The organism is Acinetobacter sp. YH01010, from assembly GCF_013420775.1.
Classification (GTDB): domain Bacteria; phylum Pseudomonadota; class Gammaproteobacteria; order Pseudomonadales; family Moraxellaceae; genus Acinetobacter; species Acinetobacter amyesii.
Genome location: NZ_VOYF01000011.1, coordinates 57,785 through 78,032 on the forward strand (window position 1 = coordinate 57,785; position 20,248 = coordinate 78,032).

The window sequence follows — 20,248 nt, forward strand, 5'->3', positions numbered from 1 at the left end:
TTGATGTACTTTGCTAATATCAAAACGCTTCAAGTACGTTATGATGTTGCACTACATCCTTTGAGCAATGGACAGCTCAATTTTCCACTTCCGATTATTTTGTTTTTAGATTCAGATCTTTTTGTACTTTTCATTGAATAAGTCCGGTCTCTTGACAAAATTTATTTTATTCCATGCTGTAAATTTTGAGACCTTGTGATCCATGTACTTTCTATTCAAAATCATCGCATTACTGCCGCTTTGGCTGTTACAAAACTTGGCTTTGATGATTGCGTGTATTCTTGATCTGTTTAATTCATCGATCAAACGTATCACTAGCATCAATATTCAACTAGCCTACCCAGATTTGTCAGAGACAGCTCAGAGACAGCTCGTCAGTCAAAGTATCCGTAGCCAATGCCTGACCTATATTGAATTTATTAAATGTTGGGGGATGCCGCCGAGTTATAGCCTGAACTTATTGAAAAACATTTATGGTGAAAATATCCTCACGGAAGCACTGGCAAATAAAAAAGGTGTCATTGTTGTGGTTCCGCATTTTGGCTGTTGGGAACTACTCAATGCATGGCTGAACTTGTATACAGAACCGATGATTATGTATAAACCGAATAAAAATAAAGGGATCAATCGTTATCTGTTAGAAGCACGAGAGAAGTTCAATGCAACCTTAGTCCCGACAGATGAAACGGGGGTCCGTGCCATTTTTAAACATTTGAAACAAGGTGGCCTAACGGTCATTTTACCAGACCATTTACCGAAGTCTTCTAGCGGTATTTATTCCAATTTTTTTGGGCAAAATACTTTATCGATCACGCTGGTTTCCAAACTTGCTGCAAAAACCCAATGCAATGTCATTGGATTAAGTTGTATCCGACAACCTAACCTACAGTACTTTGATGTGCATTGCCAAACCTTATCAGACGAGATTTTATCTAAAGACTTACAATGTTCTGTCGACACGCTCAACATTGCCATGCAAGACATCATTAACCAAGCACCAGAACAGTATATCTGGTCTTATAAACGTTTTCGGGTCTGCTTTGGCAATATCAATATGTACCGCAAATAAAGGTGATCTAAGAACATCTCAACCTTTAGAGTTGTATTCCGCAGGCTTGAATTAATCTTATTTAATTGAGATCAATTATCGACAGTGGCATAATAGCCTCAATTTCCACTTTAAGTGATTCTCCTATGGCTATGCGTCCTGAAGTCCGTCGTCGTGCAATCGTGTTGATTGTTTTTTCTGTCGTACAATGGTTGTTCATGCGCTACATTTTAGCCAACGAATTATTTAACTTAACTACCTATAACCGCATTGTTCTATTTTGTGTCAGCAGCCTTGCAGGTGCATTATTAATTTTTGTAGGTTTGATTTACATGGTGTTAAAGGGTAATGCGGAAAAGGACTCTTAAAACACTCTAAAGTCTCTTTTAAAAAATTAAATAGTATAGAAATTTTATAAACTGTTAACTAAAAATTTGACCTACTTTATATTTACATGAAATTTTATTTAGAAATAAAGTAGGATATAATTTTATAAAAACAGAATAAATTATTCGTATTCAATCATTTATACTTACTTAAGAATATTTTCAGAACTTTCTTTTTATATTTTTTAACATAACTTTTTTTCTTATTTTTTATTAACTGAATCTGTTCTCTTTCCTTTTGTAAATAACTATCTGTAACTGCATCTATTAGAGGCGGATGATCAAAAAGGTAAGAGGCATAAAAATTTACATATGGATATTTTACAATCACCCCTCCCCATTGATCACATAATTTGGGTGATTTGTGATATTGGAGTAAAATTTCAGCCATCTTACGATCTAAAACATAAGCATATGTAGAGGTCATATTTTCAATAAATAAAGGATGGATCTTTAATATATTTCGCTCAAATATTTTTTGCTCAATAAATCTACCATACACATTTTTAGCACAACTGAGTTGAATACCACCTAAGCTAAGAAAAAATGTAGAATTTAAGCTCAATTTTTCTATATGTGAATAGAACTCATCAAAATCAATCTCACTTAATAGTGAAATTGCATCATCTTCAAATACAAATGCCAAATTAGCATCTGTATCTAAAAAGTCTTGATAAGCTTTTAAATGAGACAGTGTACAACCTAATTCACCTGGCGTTAAAGGTCTACTTTTTCCTAATACCCCCAAATGAAAATACTCATCAACTGTTAATTTTTTACCAACTACCCCAATTTTATTAAATGAACTTGAATTTCTAAATATTCTTTGCTTAAAAAAATCTACTAGTCGTTCACTATTTTCTTTCTCGATAGAAATCACATATTTTTTCATGAACTGATTAAAAATAAATGCTAAATTGATAGCTAAATCATATCATTTGTATGTCTAACTATTCAATTGTTAGAGAATCTTAATTAAAAATAGAGTTATATATGCGGTTTATTGTTAAAAAATGGTTTTCATTTCTACAAAAAAAAAGAGAGTTAAAATTTAACTCTAGATGGTACCTACGCTTTGGCCAACTACAGTTGCCTTTTGAACCCCAGCAAATTCTATCCTTACATGAAATTCATGCACCTGAAGGGCACGTTTATGCCGATCCATTTATTGTAGAAGAAAATGGACGTACATATATTTTTATTGAAGAAGTTTCACCTGAGCATCCTGTTGGTTATTTATCTGTCATGGAAGTTTTTCAGGACGGTCAATACAGTCCACCTACTCCAATTATTCAGTGCTCTTATCACCTTTCTTATCCTTGTATATTCAAACATGAAGATATTTGGTACATGATTCCTGAAAGTGCAGCCAACCAAAGTATCGAGTTATGGAAATGTACAAATTTTCCATATTCTTGGGAATTTGATCGTACATTAATAAGTCATATAAATGCTGCAGATACTACACCGTATTATCAAAATGGAATGTGGTATCTATTTACCGCGATTAAAAATCAAAAATCAAAAAAATATGGTAATGAACTCCATATTTTTTACAGTGAGAATCTACTGAGTAGTGATTGGCAACCACATCCTCAAAACCCAGTTAAAAAAGGCATTGTGCAATATCGCCCAGGTGGTCACTTGAGCATGATCAACAATAAATTAGTCCGCCCATCACAGGACTCTCTGAAACGCTATGGTGGCAGCTTAGACCTCAATGAAGTTACAAAACTTTCTCCAGAACACTACGAAGAGAAATTTTGGATGAAATTAGATAGTGAGTGGCACCCGAATGATAATGGCTGTCATACCTTTAATATTTTTAACCAACATATTGTGATAGACGCAATTCGTGAAACCCCTAAAAAACTTTAACTTAATTTTGATACAAATTTTCAGTTTGCTGCAACATTGATTCAAATTTTAGGTTTTGCTCTGCTTTTATAAATGCTGCTTCGAATAGAGGGAGCATTTCAGCTCTAGGTTTTAATTCCCTCGATATCAAGTTCGCCATCTGTTCACTCGAATTCGGTTCACAGATAAACTGCCCATCAATAAAGTCAGGCACCATCCCAACATCAGTCGATAGAGTTGGTACGTGACTCAATAGAGCTTCAGCCAAAGTAATAGGACCACCTTCTTTTAAAGAAGAAATTACGAAGCAATCTACCTGAGCAAGTAAATCAGAAATATCTGACCGAAAACCCAATAGTTTTACACGATCATTTAAGTTAAGTTGGTCGATCTGAGTTTTCAGCGATTGGTACTGAGTCCCATCCCCTACAATCCATAATTCAGCATTGATATTTTTCCAAGCATCAATCAGGATATGAAAGCCTTTCACTGTTTCCAATCTACCAATCGCCAAGGCAATGGTAGGCTGATTTTCACATTTCACTTTATTATTAATTTGATTAATATCTTGATCTACACCATTCCAAATCACATGAACTGATTTTGAAATCGGAAATTTTGCTTTAATTTTCCCACTCACAGCAATGATGTCATCAAACGCCATGAATGGTTTTAAATTACTTTTCATCCCATGTACGGTGACAATCTTTTTACAAGAAAACTGCTTTAACCACGGTGCTAAAATACTTGCTGCTTTACTTGCCTGAACATGTAAAACGTCTGGTTGAAGTTGCTTTATTTGTTTAACTAACGCATAAATGAGAAACGGATTCCAGCGACTTCTAGAAAAATCAAATGGATGTAGTGTGATATGACCACTTAGTTTTTGTTGATAGGAACGATCTGCAATTAAATGAACTTCATGACTTTGCGCCAATCCACGACATAAATCTAATGTATGTTTTTCCAACCCCCCCATACCACCATTCGTTGCCATGACCTGTACAATTTTCATGATTACTCCGACTTCATATTTTTTTGTATCAACTGCTTGAGACGCTCTGCACGGCGACGAAGTTTTTTATGCATTAAGAAATCAGACCAATAAGACCATGGAATAATCTCCTTACTCTTTAATGTTGATTTAACATCAATACATTTTAATCTAAGCCCACCTCGATGATGTTGAACAACTAAATTACCCGAGTTTAAATCAAATAGTGGAATATTATGTTGAATTAGCCAATCCGTTAACTGATCAATCGAGTGACATACAGCCTCTATATTCAATGGTATTTGATGCTTGAGATAATGATGAAGACTAAGCGATACCTCACCTTGCTCATCCCGAATTAACTCACAACTAAGAATTAGTTGTGCATGAACAACTTCTAACTTCAAACAAGAGGCAATAAATTGATGTAATTCATGCTCATCAATACGTCTTTTTAAACGCTGATATGCACTCCATTCAATGTAATTTTCATTAAACCGATAAAAATGAGCGCTTAAAAAGCGTTGGATTTTTTGGCGAAAATTCTTAATTTGACGTTGTTCTGGAGGTAAATCTATTTTTAAACACACCTGAGGATCGGAAGGTGAAATCACGCAATAACGATTTGCTCCCGCCCCCAAATACTCTGCTGACTCTAACTTAGCAACTGAAAACATGATCCTTCCATTCATAGTCTTCGGTATAAGGCTGTGAGAAAATAGTCTCTAACATGAACTTTGTGACACGTTTTGAACTATAGCTAGAATGCGTTCTGTTCCAACCAGCTTCAGCAATCACTTTTGCTTCCTCGGGATGATTCACATAATATTGAACCTTATTTGCTAAATCATCAACATCACTAAAATACACCACTTCTTTATCTGAAAATAACGTCTCAAATCCAGGAATATGAGGTGTGAAGGTCAATAACCCATTACCTGTCAGTTGTGTAATACGATCTGATGTATATAAATCTAATGAATTCGCACGTGAATAGTTTAAGCCCATACGGGATTGACTTAAAACTTTAAAATATTCCGCACCAAAAACTTTTGGATCTTCATCAAAACCGCAATAACGTGTAGGAATATGTTTAATTTTTTGTTGCAAACTACGAATAAATTGAGTACGTTCCACATCAGAAGATGAACCACAAAAGACCAATTCATTCACAAATTCATTTTTTTCAAAATTTTTTAGACTATCAACAGCATCCAGACTCATATTTGGCATATAAGCCACTTTATTGCCATTTCCTAAAGTCTTTAATAACTCACCACTTGTGGTGACAAAAATACAATCTAAATAAGGCGACCATTCTTTAATAAAATTCGCTTTCTTATCTACGCAAATCCAATCAACATACCAAAATGCTACTTTCGTTTTGGGATATTGTGCTTTAACTTGTTTTAACGTTTCCGTACTCAATAATGATGAATGGCCTATTAGGATTAAATCTGGTTCAAAATTTTTTACAACTTTTAATACTTCTTGATTTGCCCATTTTTTACCAACTTTTTTAGTGCGCCAAATGGTGCCATAATAAGCCATATCATGAAAAGAGAAGTCATAAACATGATGGCCATTTAAAATTAAGCCTGCTGATATTTTTCGATCAGTATTATAAAATTCTGCACCTGATTTTTTAAATGCAAAATTATTAATATGTAATATTTTCATAAACTAACTCTATAATAGTAAGCCAATATCAAGTTGCAGACTTTAAAAATCTTCATAAATAATCTAACTAGACTATTTTACAGAATAATCCATTAAAATTTCATAGAAATTTATATGTAAAATTCCCTACTTTAAAATAAAAGAACTTTCAATTTAATGATTTTTTCAAAATTATAATTCACCTCATATGCCCTTCTTCTAAATCTTTATAAGAAACATAATCATCCCAATCAAAAACGGTGACATTTTGATTATCTTCGATATTCGCCAACGATTTTTTAGGATCTAATAATGGTGTTTTCACCCCCAATAAATCTGCATAAATATGCATATAATCATAGGCACTCACAGTCTTGTTATAGTAGTTTTTGGCCTGCGCATCGCTACGTAATACAAAAAATGGAACCTGATAATTATCTTTAAAATCATTATCTACATGATATGAATCTTCATCCACGGTCATACCATGATCAGAAAAATAGGTCACACTGAAACTACGCTGATCAGCCTTCAAAGAGGTATATATCTGTTCTATAAAGTGATCCAACTTATTGATCGAAGATAAATAACAATTAATCGTTTCAGGTTTATTCGCATACATACGTGGTGCCTTAAACAGACGTTCACAAGCATCCGGATGTGAACCCATCATATGAATAAAAATTACATTTTTTTGATTAGCATATTTTTTTAACTGGGCCTGTAATATTTCGACCAATTTGTCGTCATCAATATTACTCGACATATAGTTACCACTTTTCAGAAAAAACTGATGATCGGCATGAATCGCAATTTTAGAAATTGCCGTATCATTTTTCCCCATAAATCCCTGATTTGAAATCCACATGGTGTTATAGCCAGCTTGTTTTGCAAGCGTCACCACATTTTTTGCAATTTGAGGTTCACGGTTTTGATCGACCAAAGTCAGCGTTCGAGTCAGACTGGTTACCGTATTTGGTGCTGTCGCGATGTAATGATCTACAACATCTAGTGGCATCTGATTTAAAAAAGGCGTGGTATCTTCTTTCGCACCGTAAAGTGATAAATGATCTCGCTGAACACTCTCACCAATGATAATCACTTGATTATCATAGCTAGCATTCACCTGCTGAATTTGCCAATCGACATCTTGCACATTATCTTCAAGGAGCTTGGCCTCTTCTTGTTTATATTTAACCGTCGCCAGTGCAGTTTGAACACCAAACACACTGACGCCGTTAGCAATAAAGATAAGTGCCAAAATCAGCTTGCGATAATTTCCCTGATTAGCTTGATTAAAAAATAAAATATAAAAACAGAGACTTAAAAAAATAATTAAGGCAAAAACAATATATTTAGGATTAACTACAGATAAAAATTCAAAGGCTTCATTGGTATTGCTTTGGAACATCGATGCCACGATTCCCAAAGACATGTGCCCTTGTAAGAACCCCGTCCCACTTGCAATATACAAGCTAATAACAAAAAACAGCGCAAGGAAAATGTACTTAAAAATACGACTATGTAATTGTTTTACAGCAATGAAAAAAAACGTACTCGAAAGAACCAAAACAAAGAATAAAGGAGCATCTTTGATTTCAGATAAATAGTCCCAAAAACCTAAGCCAATACAAAACCCAATCGAAAGTAAAAGCGGAAACAAATAGGTTTTTAGCATGACCTGACAACCCTTTAATATTATTCAAACATTGTCTAGTTAGACTGAAATGTTGGTAGAAATTTTTCGTCGGGTATTATCTATACTTTAGGGACCGAGTACAATCTTTTTGGCGATACGGTCAGTTTCTTTAAATTCGGTAGCGAGATTCAAATCAGTTAAAGTGGTCTGTAACGACACCAAACCTTGTTTTAAAATTTCATCTACAGACTTGGTAATCCGATCTTCCTTCAACCGATCCACTTCAATCACCCCGACTTTACAACCCGCGGTGAGAGCCTCGTAAATCATTGAAACACTATCTTCAGTTACCCAAACCGCTTCGGCTTTTTGCATTTCTTCGAAAATCCAACCTTGCGGAGTGACTTCAACTGGGAAAATCTGTACTTTTTCAATATTCTTTAACTGCTTTAATTCTACTAAAAACGCTTTTGGTGTGCGCCGTGAAGTGGTCAAAATGATTTCTGAATTTGGATTCAGCTCGACTATCTGTTCAATTGCATGAAGTACTTTAGCTGCATTCCACTGATGGCGTTTTGAAGAACCACCCAAAGCGATTAGGATTCGACCATGTTGATGCCGTTCTTCATTTACAATAGGATTTAACGCACCTTGTGTCGTTAGTACTTTATTTGATGCTTGAATACCATCGTGCTGTGGAATCACCGCATAATCAAACCATGCAAACGGCAAGCTTGGCTTCATTAAAATAATGGTTTTGGCTTTGTTATACACTTTGCCTAACAGCCATACTCGAAAATGTGTATGGCTGCCTACACCAAAAATATAGGTCGGCTCGTGTTCTACGGCATAAACTTGATGGCTAAACAGTGCAGACATAAGTGTAGCTATAGGCAAATCATCAATTGAAATTTCTTGAAAAGTGACTGCTTCCTGAGATTGGCGCTGCATGGCTTTAAATAAACCCAAAGCTTGTGAGCGATGTCCTGCTTTACCATCACTGACATAAACAATATGCATAGTCACGTTCCAAAATTTTCAATATCTTCAAGCCAATAAAAAAGGCGAAACTTAGTTTCGCCTTTTCATTTTAACCGATCAGCTTATTTTACGTAAGTTAACCAGTGCGCATATTTAGGGTCTTTACCCTGAACCGCATTAAAGAATGCAGTTTGGATTTGCTCAGTGATTGGACCACGACAGCCTTCACCAATTTGACGGTCATCATATTCACGGATTGGCGTCACTTCAGCAGCAGTACCTGTGAAGAATGCTTCATCAGCGATATAGAATTCGTCACGTGTAATACGACGTTCAACCACTTCAAAACCAAGGTCTTTCGCAATTGTAATAATGGTTTGACGGGTAATACCATCAAGTGCACCACCCGCGATGTCAGGAGTATGAATCACGCCATCACGAACTAAGAATACATTTTCGCCTGAACCTTGACATACATAACCTTGTGGGTCGAGTAACATTGCTTCGTCATAGCCTGCATGCGCCACTTCTTGGTGTGCAAGAATGGACAAAGTATAGTTACCAGATGCTTTTGCTTTACACATGGTCACGTTTGGATGATGGTGCGTAAATGAAGACGTTTTAACACGAATACCCTTCGCCATCGCTTCATCACCAAGGTAAGCACCCCAGCTCCATGCAGCAACAACGGCATGAATTGTATTATCAGTTGCTGCAATACCTAATTTTTCTGAACCAATAAAAATAATTGGACGTAGGTAGCAAGAAGCCAACTTGTTTTCACGAACCACATCAATTTGAGCTTGTTCTAATGCTGCATGATCAAATGGGACTTTCATTTGATAAATTTTTGCAGAATTTAATAAACGCTTAGTGTGTTCTTTTAAACGGAAAATAGCCGTTCCATTCGGAGTTTCATAAGCACGGACGCCTTCAAACACACCCATGCTGTAATGCAATGTATGTGTTAATACGTGAGTTTTCGCCTCACGCCAGTCAACCAATTGTCCATCTTGCCAAATAAAACCATCACGATCAGCCAAGTTCATGGCACACACTCCAAATTTTTATACACAGTCATTTTTATCCAATGCAAACGTTGCAGTTGGATCAATTAATCTTTGCCATAGCTTGCAAACGACCACTCGGGTATCGTGCCAATCGTCAGCTGAAACTTGCATGGATTGATTCGCAAGTGCTAAACGGTGGCTCTCGGCTCGTTCACGGAGATAAGCTTGAATCAATGCTGTCGCATCGGCGCTGGATAAGCAATCCGTTCTTGCGGCATCCTCAAGGATTCGTACGTTGTCAGAGTAATGGGCGAGATCGGGATTCGACCCACTCCATGCTAATACTGCATACTGTGCCATAAATTCGATGTCAACGATACCACCTGCATCTTGTTTTAAATGAAAAATTCCATCTTTTTGCTGCTCTTTAGAAGAACCTAGATGGTCTTTCATTTTTTGGCGCATTTTGAGCACTTCTGCACGAACATTGCTCTCATCTCGTGGCTGAGTCAAAATATTGCAGCGCAAGTTTTCAATTTCAATCCGTAAACTGTGCTCGCCTGCAATGGTTCTGGCACGGACCAAAGCTTGATGCTCCCAGACCCAAGCATTTTTATGTTGATATTGCTCAAAAGCTTTTAAGCTGGTCACCAATAACCCCGCCTCTCCCGAAGGTCGTAAACGGGTATCCACTTCATACACTCGACCATCTAGGGTTTGCGTAGTCATTAAGGACATAAATTTTTGTGCAACCCGCATGGCAAATTCAAAGCCACTAATTGGTTTCTGTCCATCGGTATCGGCTTGTTCGTCCATATAGTGAATAAACACCAAATCCAAGTCCGAACCATAACCTAGCTCGATGCCACCCACCTTGCCATAGCCAATTACCGCAAAAGCCGTGTGATCAATCGAACAACGTTGCCCTTCTGCATCGATTGGATAGCCATGTTTTTTGGCAACAATTTGATATGCCAAATGCAAGGTTGCATTCACCGACACTTCAGCAATATCGGTCAATGCATCCGACACTTTCATCAACGGACTTTCTGCCAAAACATCACTAGCAGCAACCGCTAAGACATTGGATTTTTTAAACAATCTAAGAACACGCATTTGATCTTCAACTTGATCAATTTCAATTCGAAGCAGTTGTTGACGTAGAGAGTCTTCTAAATCTTTACGCTTTGGCAGCTCAAAATCCATCGACAAAAACTCGTCCAACAGCACGGGATAATGCGTCAATTCTTCGCAGATCCACGGACTCACTGTTGCCATTTTCACTAATCGTTGTAATGCCCCTTTGCTCTCAATCAGCATCACCAAATAGACCGTACGGCGCAGCACCGACTCCACCAAAGGCATGAGACGTAGTAAGGCCACCTGAGGTTTATCTGACTGTAATATCGCCTCAATAAGATGTGGCCAAAAGGTTTTTAAGCGCTGTACAGCTTTGGCAGGTAATTTTTTCAGCGAATGTCCATACCAAAATTCGTGAATTAAATTTTTGGCATCATCATCTAAAACATCATTTAACTGTGCTTCTAAATGACTAAAGCTTTCCAATAACGGATCGGGTTCTTTTTCTTTAATAAGATGTTCAAATTGGTAAATGACTTTGGCACGCTTCTGATTGAGTACATTCAAAAAGTCAACCCAAGATGCAAAACCTAAAGTATCTAAAATACGTTGGCGTGGTTCAGGCTCATGTGGCAACGATTGGGTTTGCTGATCATTGAGCGCTTGTATCGCATGTTCAATGCGACGTAAAAATAAATATGCATCTTCTAGATCAGCAACTGCGGTTTTTTCTAATAATCCAACTTCACCTAAATGATGCAGACTCACTAAACATTGACGGTCTTGCAACTCGAGTTTTGAACCGCCATAGATGAGCTGAAAGACTTGAACAATAAACTCAACTTCACGAATTCCGCCTGCACCGAGTTTAATATCATCTTCGATATTACGACGTAGCACTTCACGTTCGATCATGGCCTTCATTTCACGCATGGCTTCGAAAGCGGTGTAATCGACATATTTACGGAAGACGAAAGGTCGGGTCATTTCTAGTAACTCTGCGCCTTCTTTACCGCCCGTGACGATACGTGCCTTAATCCAAGCATAGCGCTCCCATTCACGTCCATGCTGGCTTAAATATTTTTCTAATGCCGCATGACTGATTGCCAAGGCAGAACCATCACCCCATGGGCGAAGGCGCATATCTACACGGAAGACAAAACCATCTGCCGTAATATGGTCAAGCAGGTAAATTAATTTTTGTCCCCACAAAATACAGAACTGCTGTACATCGATACATTTTCGACCATTGGTTTCGCCCTGTTCATCAAAGGCAAAAATAAGATCAATATCACTTGAAAGATTAAGTTCCTGTGCACCAAGTTTTCCCATGGCAACCACAATCAGGTCTTGAACTTTCCCCTTATAGCTTAGCGGTTCGCCATATTTCGCAATCAACGGCTTTAGTGCAAAATCTTTTGCCGCACAGATGGATGCATCGGCAAAGTCTGAAAGCTCTCGAGTTAAGGTGACGACATCGGTGAGTTGATTGGCATCTTGCCAAATCCAACGAAACATCAGACGTGCGCGCAGCACACGAATTGCACGCATCCAACTATTTTCATCTTGGATATCGGCGAGGCTGCTTGCGACAAAATGTTGAATTTGTGCCGTACTCAGCGAGGTTTGAAACTGATCAATTGCATAGTCTTGTTCTAAACTGGCCTGATGGATTCCGAGCACCTGTTCAGCATATTGACTGGCACGTAATGTTTTCTGCAATTGCTCCGCATTCATTTCACAAACCCTAGCGTGATTTTTTTCTAGTTATAACAGTTGATAACGCTTAGGGAAAAGTATTTTTAGGCTTTTATACCAATAGATGCGCATTAAAGTTCACTTAAGGTCGCATCTTTCTGTGCACTGCTGCTCTCGGTATTTAGGGTTTGATGCAGGCTCGTCGCCTGTGGCAGCCAGACTTTAAATTGTGTGCCTTCACCTTCTTTCGAGTTCACCACAATTTCACCCTGATTTAAGTCCACAAAACGTTTACAAAGGACTAAACCCAACCCCGTACCACGTTCTCCTGCCGTACCTTTAATACTAACCGTCAGTTTTTGCTGAAATAAATCATCAATCTGAGCTTGGGTCATCCCCAATCCAGTATCTTGAATAGTGAATACAACCCGTTCTCCATCTCGATCGGCTGAAATCGTCACCACACCTCTACCATCGGTATGGGTAAATTTCAATGCGTTTGACACCAAGTTTTGCATCACTGATGTGATCATATTGATATCTGCATTGACTTTAATGCCTTCAGGCACGGCATTGATCAATCGAATATTTTTCTTCACAGCCAAGCTATTTAAGACATCACTCACAATTTTTGCAGACTGATGTAAATCAAAATTAATCGGGTGATAAACAAAGCGACCACCTTCTGCCATAGCCCAGTTCAACAGGCTTTCTAAGAGGTTATACGTCGATTGTGTGGTGTCATATAAATAGTCTGCAATATTTTGAACGCTTGAATCATCTAAGGTATTGCGTTCCTGCGCCAAAACTTCAGAAAAGCCCAATAGACCATGAAAAGGTGCTCTTAAATCATGCGCAATAATTTGGAAAAATTTAGTCTTACTAAAATTAAGTGCCGACTGCTGTTCATAGGCTTCTTTTAATTCGGCATTTTCAACGCGAAGTTGAATAATATTGACTAGACTTTGTACAAATTCTTCAACGATTTTTAATTGTTTGGATTCAAATGCAGTGACTTGATCATCAAATAAAATAACTTTACCGATAGATTCTTGATCATATTTTAAATCGAAAGCGACTAAACGCTGATGCCCTAATCCAAGTTCTTGCATATAGTTAGAATAAGCTTGGTAATTTTCAGCGTCTCGGTCTATACGAGAACGTTCAGCAAAAAACTGATCTAGACGATCATCATCAGCTTCGGCCATAAATGCCTTAAATATGTGCTCTGACGCATACCATATATAAGGTTCATTTTTAAATGCGAGGACAGCATTATCGACTTGCACAATACCACGCGCAAACTTTAAAAATTCTGCAATGCGGTTGTCGTCCGTATAAACCCCCATCAATAAAGACAAACGACAGGCAGTTAATAATTCGGTTTGTGTACCAATATCCAGTAAACGTAAAGCCATCCCGTTGCTCTCCTCAGGGTTTATCTTAAAGATAAAAACCAACTGTTCTGTTCAAGATTAATAGCAAAAATAGCCCAAACACTCAATAACAAAACCCAACAAAAAAACAAACATCATTTACGAATGCGCTATTTAATCGAACTTTCATCCAATTAGAAAATAAAAATATCTATAAAGAACATCATATTAAATGCAATACAAAAATTAAAACAATAAAATTAGAAACTTAAATTAATTTAAATTTTATTGACTGTTTATTTTAAATCGTACTTTTCGCGTTTTATTCAAACTAAAAACATGACCAAAAGAAATATTCACTTACATAAGACCTAAAAAACTAGGCTTAATTTTCTTTAACTACATCACAAAAAACAGTGAGTTTTATGATTATTCTACGACCAGATTGCTCATCAGGATGCTCGTTTCAGTCAGCTACACTAAATGAATCTATTTTTAAGTTTTTCTATTAGACTAATTTATTAGTTTTTATCAGTTGTGTGTGTCATTTGAGCGTTAAACCATACCTGCTCGCTTTTACTTTATTAAACTGAGCTAAAGATTCGTTTCATGCTTCTACTGTACATGAACTCATTCACCCAAATGACTGAAGCTAAAAAATAGCCATGCCTTATTCATCAGATATATAAGTTATCGTATAAACATTCCGAGAGCGCTCAAAGTCAAATAGAGCATTGAACTCACGTCGTTCTTTTATAAAGTCACAGATCCTGACTAATTTTCGAACTTACGCACCAAATCTACACCTAAAAGCTAAGGCTTTCAGTTTGACCTGTCCTACGCTTTGCTTTACAACTAAATTTCGAACGAGCCATAAAGAACAGATCAGCCCCAAGAAAACGATATAAATTTAATTGTTCAATAGCTTTAAGCTATGAATAACAAGCTTTCAATATTCCCCTTCTCGGTTTTGCGCTAAAATTGGGCGTCAAACTGCACTTCTTTTGTATCATTTTTCTACGAAATGACCACATCACAGGATCTTGCGTTGACTGAAAAGCAATGAACCCCGATACTTTCATAGTTTTATTTAAGCAAATCGGTTCATAGAGGCGAGCCACAAGCTCGGACCTCAAAGACACAATCTAAAGCAAGGGGCTATATATGGCTGGTGGAAAGTCAACTATCATCTACACACTGACCGACGAGGCGCCATTATTGGCGACTTACTCTCTGCTGCCGATCATTGAAACCTTTACTAAACCTGCTGGCGTTGAAATCGTTAAACGCGATATCTCAGTTGCAGCACGTGTACTCGCTGAATTTTCAGACTACCTAAGCGAAGAACAAAAGGTGCCAAATAACTTGGCAGAGCTTGGACAATTAACCCAAGATCCAAGCACAAACATTATCAAACTTCCGAACATCAGTGCTTCAGTTGGCCAATTAACTGCTTGCATTAAAGAATTACAGTCTAAAGGTTTTGCAGTTCCGAACTACCCAGAAAACCCAGCGACTGAGGAAGAAAAAGAAATCAAGGCGCGTTATAGCAAATGCCTAGGTTCTGCTGTAAACCCTGTACTTCGTGAAGGTAACTCTGACCGCCGTGCACCTACTGCAGTAAAAAATTACGCGAAGAAACATCCTCACTCTATGAGCGAATGGAAACAGTGGTCACAAACTCACGTTTCTCACATGGACGAAGGTGACTTCTACCACGGCGAAAAGTCTATGACTTTAGACCGCGCTCGCAATGTAAAAATGGAATTGATCACTAAGTCTGGTGAAACTATTGTTCTTAAGCCTAAAGTTGCGCTTCAAGACGGCGAAATCATCGACTCAATGTTCATGAGCAAAAAAGCACTTTGCGACTTCTATGAAAAAGAATTAGATGATTGTAAAGAAGCAGGCATTTTGTTCTCTCTACACGTAAAAGCGACCATGATGAAGGTGTCTCACCCAATCGTTTTCGGTCACTGTGTGAAGATTTACTACAAAGATGCATTCGAAAAACACGGCAAATTGTTTGATGAGTTAGGTATTAACATCAACAACGGTATGTCTGGTCTTTACGAAAAAATTGAAACTCTTCCGACTTCTCTTCGTGAAGAAATCATTGCTGACTTACATGCTTGCCAAGAACACCGTCCTGCACTTGCAATGGTTGATTCTGCAAAAGGCATCACTAACTTCCACTCACCTAATGACGTAATTGTAGATGCATCTATGCCCGCAATGATCCGTGGTGGCGGTAAAATGTGGGGTGCTGACGGCAAACAGTACGACTGTAAAGCTGTAATGCCTGAATCTACTTTCGCGCGTATCTACCAAGAAATGATCAATTTCTGTAAATGGAATGGTAACTTTGACCCACGCACTATGGGTACTGTACCTAACGTTGGTTTGATGGCGCAAAAAGCTGAAGAATACGGCTCACACGACAAAACTTTCGAAATCGCTGAAGCGGGTGTTGCAAACATCACCGACCTAGAAACTGGTGAAGTGTTGATGTCACAAAACGTGGAAGAAGGCGATATCTGGCGTATGTGCCAAGTGAAAGACGCTCCGATCCGTGACTGGGTGAAACTTGCTGTGACTCGTGCACGCAACTCAGGCATGCCTGCGATCTTCTGGCTTGACCCGTACCGTCCACACGAAAACGAACTCATCAAGAAAGTTCAAACTTACTTGAAAGAGCACGACACTACTGGTTTAGACATTCAAATCATGTCTCAAGTACGTGCTATGCGTTATACACTTGAACGTGTTGCTCGTGGCCTAGATACAATTTCTGTAACTGGTAACATCCTACGTGACTACCTAACAGACTTGTTCCCGATTATGGAATTGGGTACTTCTGCGAAAATGCTTTCTATCGTGCCTCTAATGGCTGGTGGCGGCATGTACGAAACTGGTGCGGGTGGTTCTGCGCCTAAACACGTACAACAACTTGTAGAAGAAAACCACTTACGTTGGGATTCTTTAGGTGAGTTCTTGGCACTTGCTGTTTCTCTTGAAGAAATGGGCATCAAAGAAGACAACGCGAAAGCTAAACTTCTTGCAAATACACTTGATGCTGCGACTGGTAAATTGCTTGACAATGACAAGTCTCCATCACGTCGTACTGGCGAACTTGACAACCGTGGCAGCCACTTCTACCTTGCTAAATACTGGGCTGAAGAACTTGCTGCGCAAGACGAAGATGCAGAGCTTAAAGCGAAATTCGCTCCTCTTGCTCAAGCACTTGCTGAAAACGAAGAAAAAATCGTTGCAGAACTTGCTGAAGTTCAAGGTAAAGCCGCGGACATCGGTGGTTACTACGCTGTAGATACAGCAAAAGTAAATGCTGTAATGCGTCCAAGCGCAACTTTAAATGCTGCTCTTGAGGCTGCTCAATTAAGTTGATGCTGAACTAATGCAAGTTAGGGATGTAAAAAACCAGCGCGAAAGCGCTGGTTTTTTTATACCCTCATTTATATAGTGTTATGACAACTCTTTCATTTAATGCTTAGATCTAAATTTTATGAATGTGATTTATCAAAGGTTAGGATTTTTCATTCAACTACAGCCCTAAAATAAGGAAAACCTAAAATGGCAAATTCATGGGGAATACCAAAGCACATAGAGGATGCGGTCTCGGAGCGAGACCTGTGCTGTGTATATTGCGGCAAAAAGTTTGGCACTGAAAGAGCCAACAAGAAGTCTTGGGAACACATTATCAACGATATAAGAATTACAACCTTAACCAATATTGCATTGTGCTGTGTTGGCTGCAATGCATCTAAAGGCAATAAAGACTTAGCAACTTGGTTCCACTCTGAGAATGCTCGAAAAAGAGGTGTCAACACTGAGACAATTGCAGATGTCATCAAAGTAGCTTTAGATAGTTAATAAATCTTTTAAATACTACAAGCCCTATAAGACACCCGATCAATCACATTTGATTATTGTATTGATCTAATAATTTAAGCTTAGCATCTGATTCCACCATGAGTACCCAAACAAAATTCAGGTACTCATTTTACGAAGTGACCACCTGAAACGTGGCTAGTGAAATCATTGGAAATTTTCTAGGAATTTTATATAATTCATTACTTTTAGACATAAAAAAACCCAAGTCTTAATAAGCTTGGGGTCTTTTAGAATTTTGGTCCCGAGGGTCGGACTCGAACCGACACATCATCTCTGATAGTGGATTTTGAATCCACCGCGTCTACCAATTTCACCACCTCGGGAAGGTGTTGAAACGTATAATAAACTGTTTCAAAAACTTGTCAACGCATGATGTTCTCATTTGATTAAAAATAAACCGTATAAGAATTTTTAGATGGATAATCCATCAATTTCAGCGTTAAAACCCAAAAAAGCTTATACTAAGCCAAATTTCATTATCCCCTTTTCAGATTTCTTAACATGCAACTTTCTGACTTTAACTTCAATCTCCCCGACGAACTCATTGCCCGCTATCCACTCGAAACACGTAGTGCATCACGTCTGCTCCATCTCGATCTAAATGGCGAATATCACGACCATCATTTCACTGACATTTTAGACTTGCTCAATGAAGGTGACTTATTGGTACTGAACGATACCAAAGTGATGAAAGCCCGCTTAAAAGGCAAACGCGCTACAGGTGGTGCAATTGAAGTCTTGGTTGAACGTATTCTTGACCCAAAAACCGCACATTGCCACATTAAAGCCAGCAATACGCCTAAAGAAGGTGCGGAATTATTTATTGGTCCAGACGAAGTTAAAGTGACCGTTCAAGGCCGTCATGAAAACTTATTTGTTGTGGAATTTTCACAGCCTATTTTACAAGTTTTAGATTTATACGGTGCTTTACCGATTCCGCCTTACTTTAACCGTGAAGCAGAAGCGATTGATACCGAACGTTACCAAACTGTTTTTAACGATCCGACCAAATTGGCTTCAGTTGCAGCACCAACAGCAAGCTTACATTTTGATGAAGCGCTACTCAAAAAATTGGCAGACAAAGGTGTGAATAAAACCTTTGTTACCTTGCATGTGGGTGCAGGCACATTTTTACCCGTACGTACCAATGACATTGAAAATCACATCATGCACAGCGAATGGTGTGACGTGTCAGAAGAATCTATGGCTTTAATCCGTGAGACAAAAGCACGTGGCAATAAAGTCATTGCTGTCGGTACTACAGCGACTCGCGCGACTGAAAGTGCCGCTCAAGCCAATGGCGGCGAACTCAAGGGCTGGACAGGTGATACGCAAATCTTTATCTACCCTGGTTATGAGTTCAAAGTGGTCGATCGTTTAATTACCAACTTCCATTTACCTGAGTCTACCCTGCTCATGTTAGTGTCAGCGTTGTCTAATCGAGACAATATTTTGAATGCCTATCACCATGCCGTCGACAGCCAATATCGCTTCTTTAGTTATGGCGATGCGATGTTAATTGATAACATTAACCACAAATAATCGAACGCTGAAATCATCCCTATGCCGATAGATTCTGTAAAGTATTCCATCCATATTCGTCGCAAAAAGAATGAAGTTGTTTTTCAGAATATTGCTCGGCTATGGGATATAGGCCGAAACGCAAAAACACACCAAGAGCTCCTCGATGGGTTGCATCCTTGGAACGCGCCCATTACGCTCAAATTTGAAAATTTACTGCCGCTGGCTTTAGCCGCACTGGGTATCGGCTTCATGCTGTTTATTGTGATTCAGCCCGATCATGGCTGGGCACAGCTTTGCTTTGCTGCGGGATTGGTCATGGTGTTTTGGGCGTATATCAGCTATGAAAAAGATGATCCGATCGAAGATGTAATTGCATTTTTAGAAACCGAATGCATTGCAAAAAAATACCAACTGGCCTTTAACCGACAGCCTGAATACATTTCGATGCCGCTGAATAATCTACAGTTTATTGGCAATCTTAAACGTATGTTCCCTGTGTTTAAGCAAGGCAGCCTTTCGAATGATATTCGGACCTTCGCCAGTACGGTTTGGGAAGATGAAAATCAGCAACAGCATCAAGTCATGGTCTTTCAATATCACTATGTGAGTGAACTGAAGGTACGCGACAAAGACGGCGCTGAAGTCACGGTCAAAGAAATCCATAAAGACCTGTGGGGTGTATTCGTTTTTGATATTGGCATCCATGGGCTTGCCGTATCTGCAACAGGCAAAAACTTTGGCTATCCCTATAGTTTTCCTTGGCACAGCAGCGATATTCAAACCAATCAAAAATTAAAGTTTTATGGCGATAACCAAATGGAAATCGCTAAATTACTCAGCCCGGGCTTTGTCCTCCGACTGGCGGATTTTTTTCAAAACCGTGAAGGTGATCTGCTATTTCATCCGAGCCACCGAATAATGTGCTATCTTGGCTCTACAGATTTATTTAAAGTCAGTAGTAAAGCAAAACGAATTCAAGATGTTTCGGCATTGCGTGGACATCTCAGAACCTTTAAATTAAATGCTTTAGAAAATTTGAAAAACGACTTAACGCAGTTTTTAAAATAGATTTCATTCAATAATG

At 38.4% G+C, this 20,248-nt stretch carries 16 protein-coding genes and 1 tRNA gene; 7 read left to right on the forward strand and 10 right to left on the reverse strand.

Going from position 1 to position 20,248, the window contains the following annotated elements; translation table 11 throughout:
* Nucleotides 1–202: 202 nt before the first annotated feature.
* On the forward strand, nt 203–1,069 hold the full coding sequence (locus FTT77_RS11090) for a lysophospholipid acyltransferase family protein (protein ID WP_180078746.1): 867 nt from the start codon (nt 203–205) through the stop codon (nt 1,067–1,069).
* 125 nt (nt 1,070–1,194) lie between these two features.
* On the forward strand, nt 1,195–1,416 hold the full coding sequence (locus FTT77_RS11095; RefSeq protein ID WP_180022426.1) for a hypothetical protein: 222 nt from the start codon (nt 1,195–1,197) through the stop codon (nt 1,414–1,416).
* A 154-nt stretch (nt 1,417–1,570) separates the two neighbouring features.
* Here the strand turns inward: FTT77_RS11095 and FTT77_RS11100 are convergent, their stop codons facing one another.
* On the reverse strand, nt 1,571–2,326 hold the full coding sequence (locus tag FTT77_RS11100; protein WP_180022427.1) for a glycosyltransferase family 25 protein: 756 nt from the start codon (nt 2,324–2,326) through the stop codon (nt 1,571–1,573).
* 101 nt (nt 2,327–2,427) lie between these two features.
* Here FTT77_RS11100 and FTT77_RS11105 point away from each other — a divergent pair, with 101 nt between their 5' ends.
* Nucleotides 2,428–3,312 carry a hypothetical protein gene (locus FTT77_RS11105; RefSeq protein WP_180078744.1) on the forward strand — a complete coding sequence of 295 codons (885 nt, stop codon included), beginning with the start codon at nt 2,428–2,430 and terminating at the stop codon, nt 3,310–3,312.
* Between the two features lies 1 nt (nt 3,313).
* Here the strand turns inward: FTT77_RS11105 and FTT77_RS11110 are convergent, their stop codons facing one another.
* From FTT77_RS11110 to FTT77_RS11145, 8 genes are all read right to left on the reverse strand, one after another.
* Nucleotides 3,314–4,306 carry a glycosyltransferase gene (locus FTT77_RS11110; protein WP_168378744.1) on the reverse strand — a complete coding sequence of 331 codons (993 nt, stop codon included), beginning with the start codon at nt 4,304–4,306 and terminating at the stop codon, nt 3,314–3,316.
* A 2-nt stretch (nt 4,307–4,308) separates the two neighbouring features.
* Entirely contained in the window at nt 4,309–4,962 is a 654-nt protein-coding gene (locus FTT77_RS11115; RefSeq protein WP_168378743.1) for a YrbL family protein, read from the reverse strand.
* The gene (locus tag FTT77_RS11120) at nt 4,946–5,965 is read right to left on the reverse strand and encodes a glycosyltransferase (RefSeq protein ID WP_168378742.1); all 1,020 of its coding nucleotides are present in this window, start codon (nt 5,963–5,965) and stop codon (nt 4,946–4,948) included. Before FTT77_RS11120 ends, FTT77_RS11115 begins: the two co-directional genes overlap by 17 nt.
* A gap of 178 nt (nt 5,966–6,143) precedes the next feature.
* Nucleotides 6,144–7,622 (reverse strand): phosphoethanolamine transferase, encoded by a 1,479-nt coding sequence (locus tag FTT77_RS11125; protein ID WP_180022429.1) that lies wholly within the window; start codon nt 7,620–7,622, stop codon nt 6,144–6,146.
* A gap of 87 nt (nt 7,623–7,709) precedes the next feature.
* Complete coding sequence (locus FTT77_RS11130; RefSeq protein ID WP_180109255.1) at nt 7,710–8,603, reverse strand: mitochondrial fission ELM1 family protein; 894 nt, start codon at nt 8,601–8,603, stop codon at nt 7,710–7,712.
* A gap of 83 nt (nt 8,604–8,686) precedes the next feature.
* Nucleotides 8,687–9,613 carry a branched-chain amino acid transaminase gene (locus tag FTT77_RS11135; protein WP_078191262.1) on the reverse strand — a complete coding sequence of 309 codons (927 nt, stop codon included), beginning with the start codon at nt 9,611–9,613 and terminating at the stop codon, nt 8,687–8,689.
* Nucleotides 9,614–9,631: 18 nt separating this feature from the next.
* Nucleotides 9,632–12,391 (reverse strand): bifunctional [glutamate--ammonia ligase]-adenylyl-L-tyrosine phosphorylase/[glutamate--ammonia-ligase] adenylyltransferase, encoded by a 2,760-nt coding sequence (gene glnE, locus FTT77_RS11140; RefSeq protein WP_180109254.1) that lies wholly within the window; start codon nt 12,389–12,391, stop codon nt 9,632–9,634.
* 92 nt (nt 12,392–12,483) lie between these two features.
* Nucleotides 12,484–13,770 (reverse strand): sensor histidine kinase KdpD, encoded by a 1,287-nt coding sequence (locus FTT77_RS11145; protein ID WP_168378738.1) that lies wholly within the window; start codon nt 13,768–13,770, stop codon nt 12,484–12,486.
* A gap of 1,122 nt (nt 13,771–14,892) precedes the next feature.
* Here FTT77_RS11145 and FTT77_RS11150 point away from each other — a divergent pair.
* Nucleotides 14,893–17,133, forward strand: coding sequence for an NADP-dependent isocitrate dehydrogenase (locus FTT77_RS11150; protein WP_180109253.1), 2,241 nt, complete (start codon nt 14,893–14,895; stop codon nt 17,131–17,133).
* Between the two features lie 186 nt (nt 17,134–17,319).
* Complete coding sequence (locus FTT77_RS11155; RefSeq protein WP_168378735.1) at nt 17,320–17,619, forward strand: HNH endonuclease; 300 nt, start codon at nt 17,320–17,322, stop codon at nt 17,617–17,619.
* A 257-nt stretch (nt 17,620–17,876) separates the two neighbouring features.
* On the opposite strand, the gene FTT77_RS11160 is transcribed toward FTT77_RS11155, so the two are convergent.
* Nucleotides 17,877–17,963, reverse strand: a tRNA-Leu gene (locus tag FTT77_RS11160).
* A gap of 178 nt (nt 17,964–18,141) precedes the next feature.
* Here FTT77_RS11160 and queA point away from each other — a divergent pair.
* Nucleotides 18,142–19,182 carry a tRNA preQ1(34) S-adenosylmethionine ribosyltransferase-isomerase QueA gene (queA, locus tag FTT77_RS11165; RefSeq protein WP_180109252.1) on the forward strand — a complete coding sequence of 347 codons (1,041 nt, stop codon included), beginning with the start codon at nt 18,142–18,144 and terminating at the stop codon, nt 19,180–19,182.
* Between the two features lie 21 nt (nt 19,183–19,203).
* Complete coding sequence (locus FTT77_RS11170) at nt 19,204–20,232, forward strand: hypothetical protein (RefSeq protein ID WP_180109251.1); 1,029 nt, start codon at nt 19,204–19,206, stop codon at nt 20,230–20,232.
* The last annotated feature ends 16 nt before the right edge of the window (nt 20,233–20,248 follow it).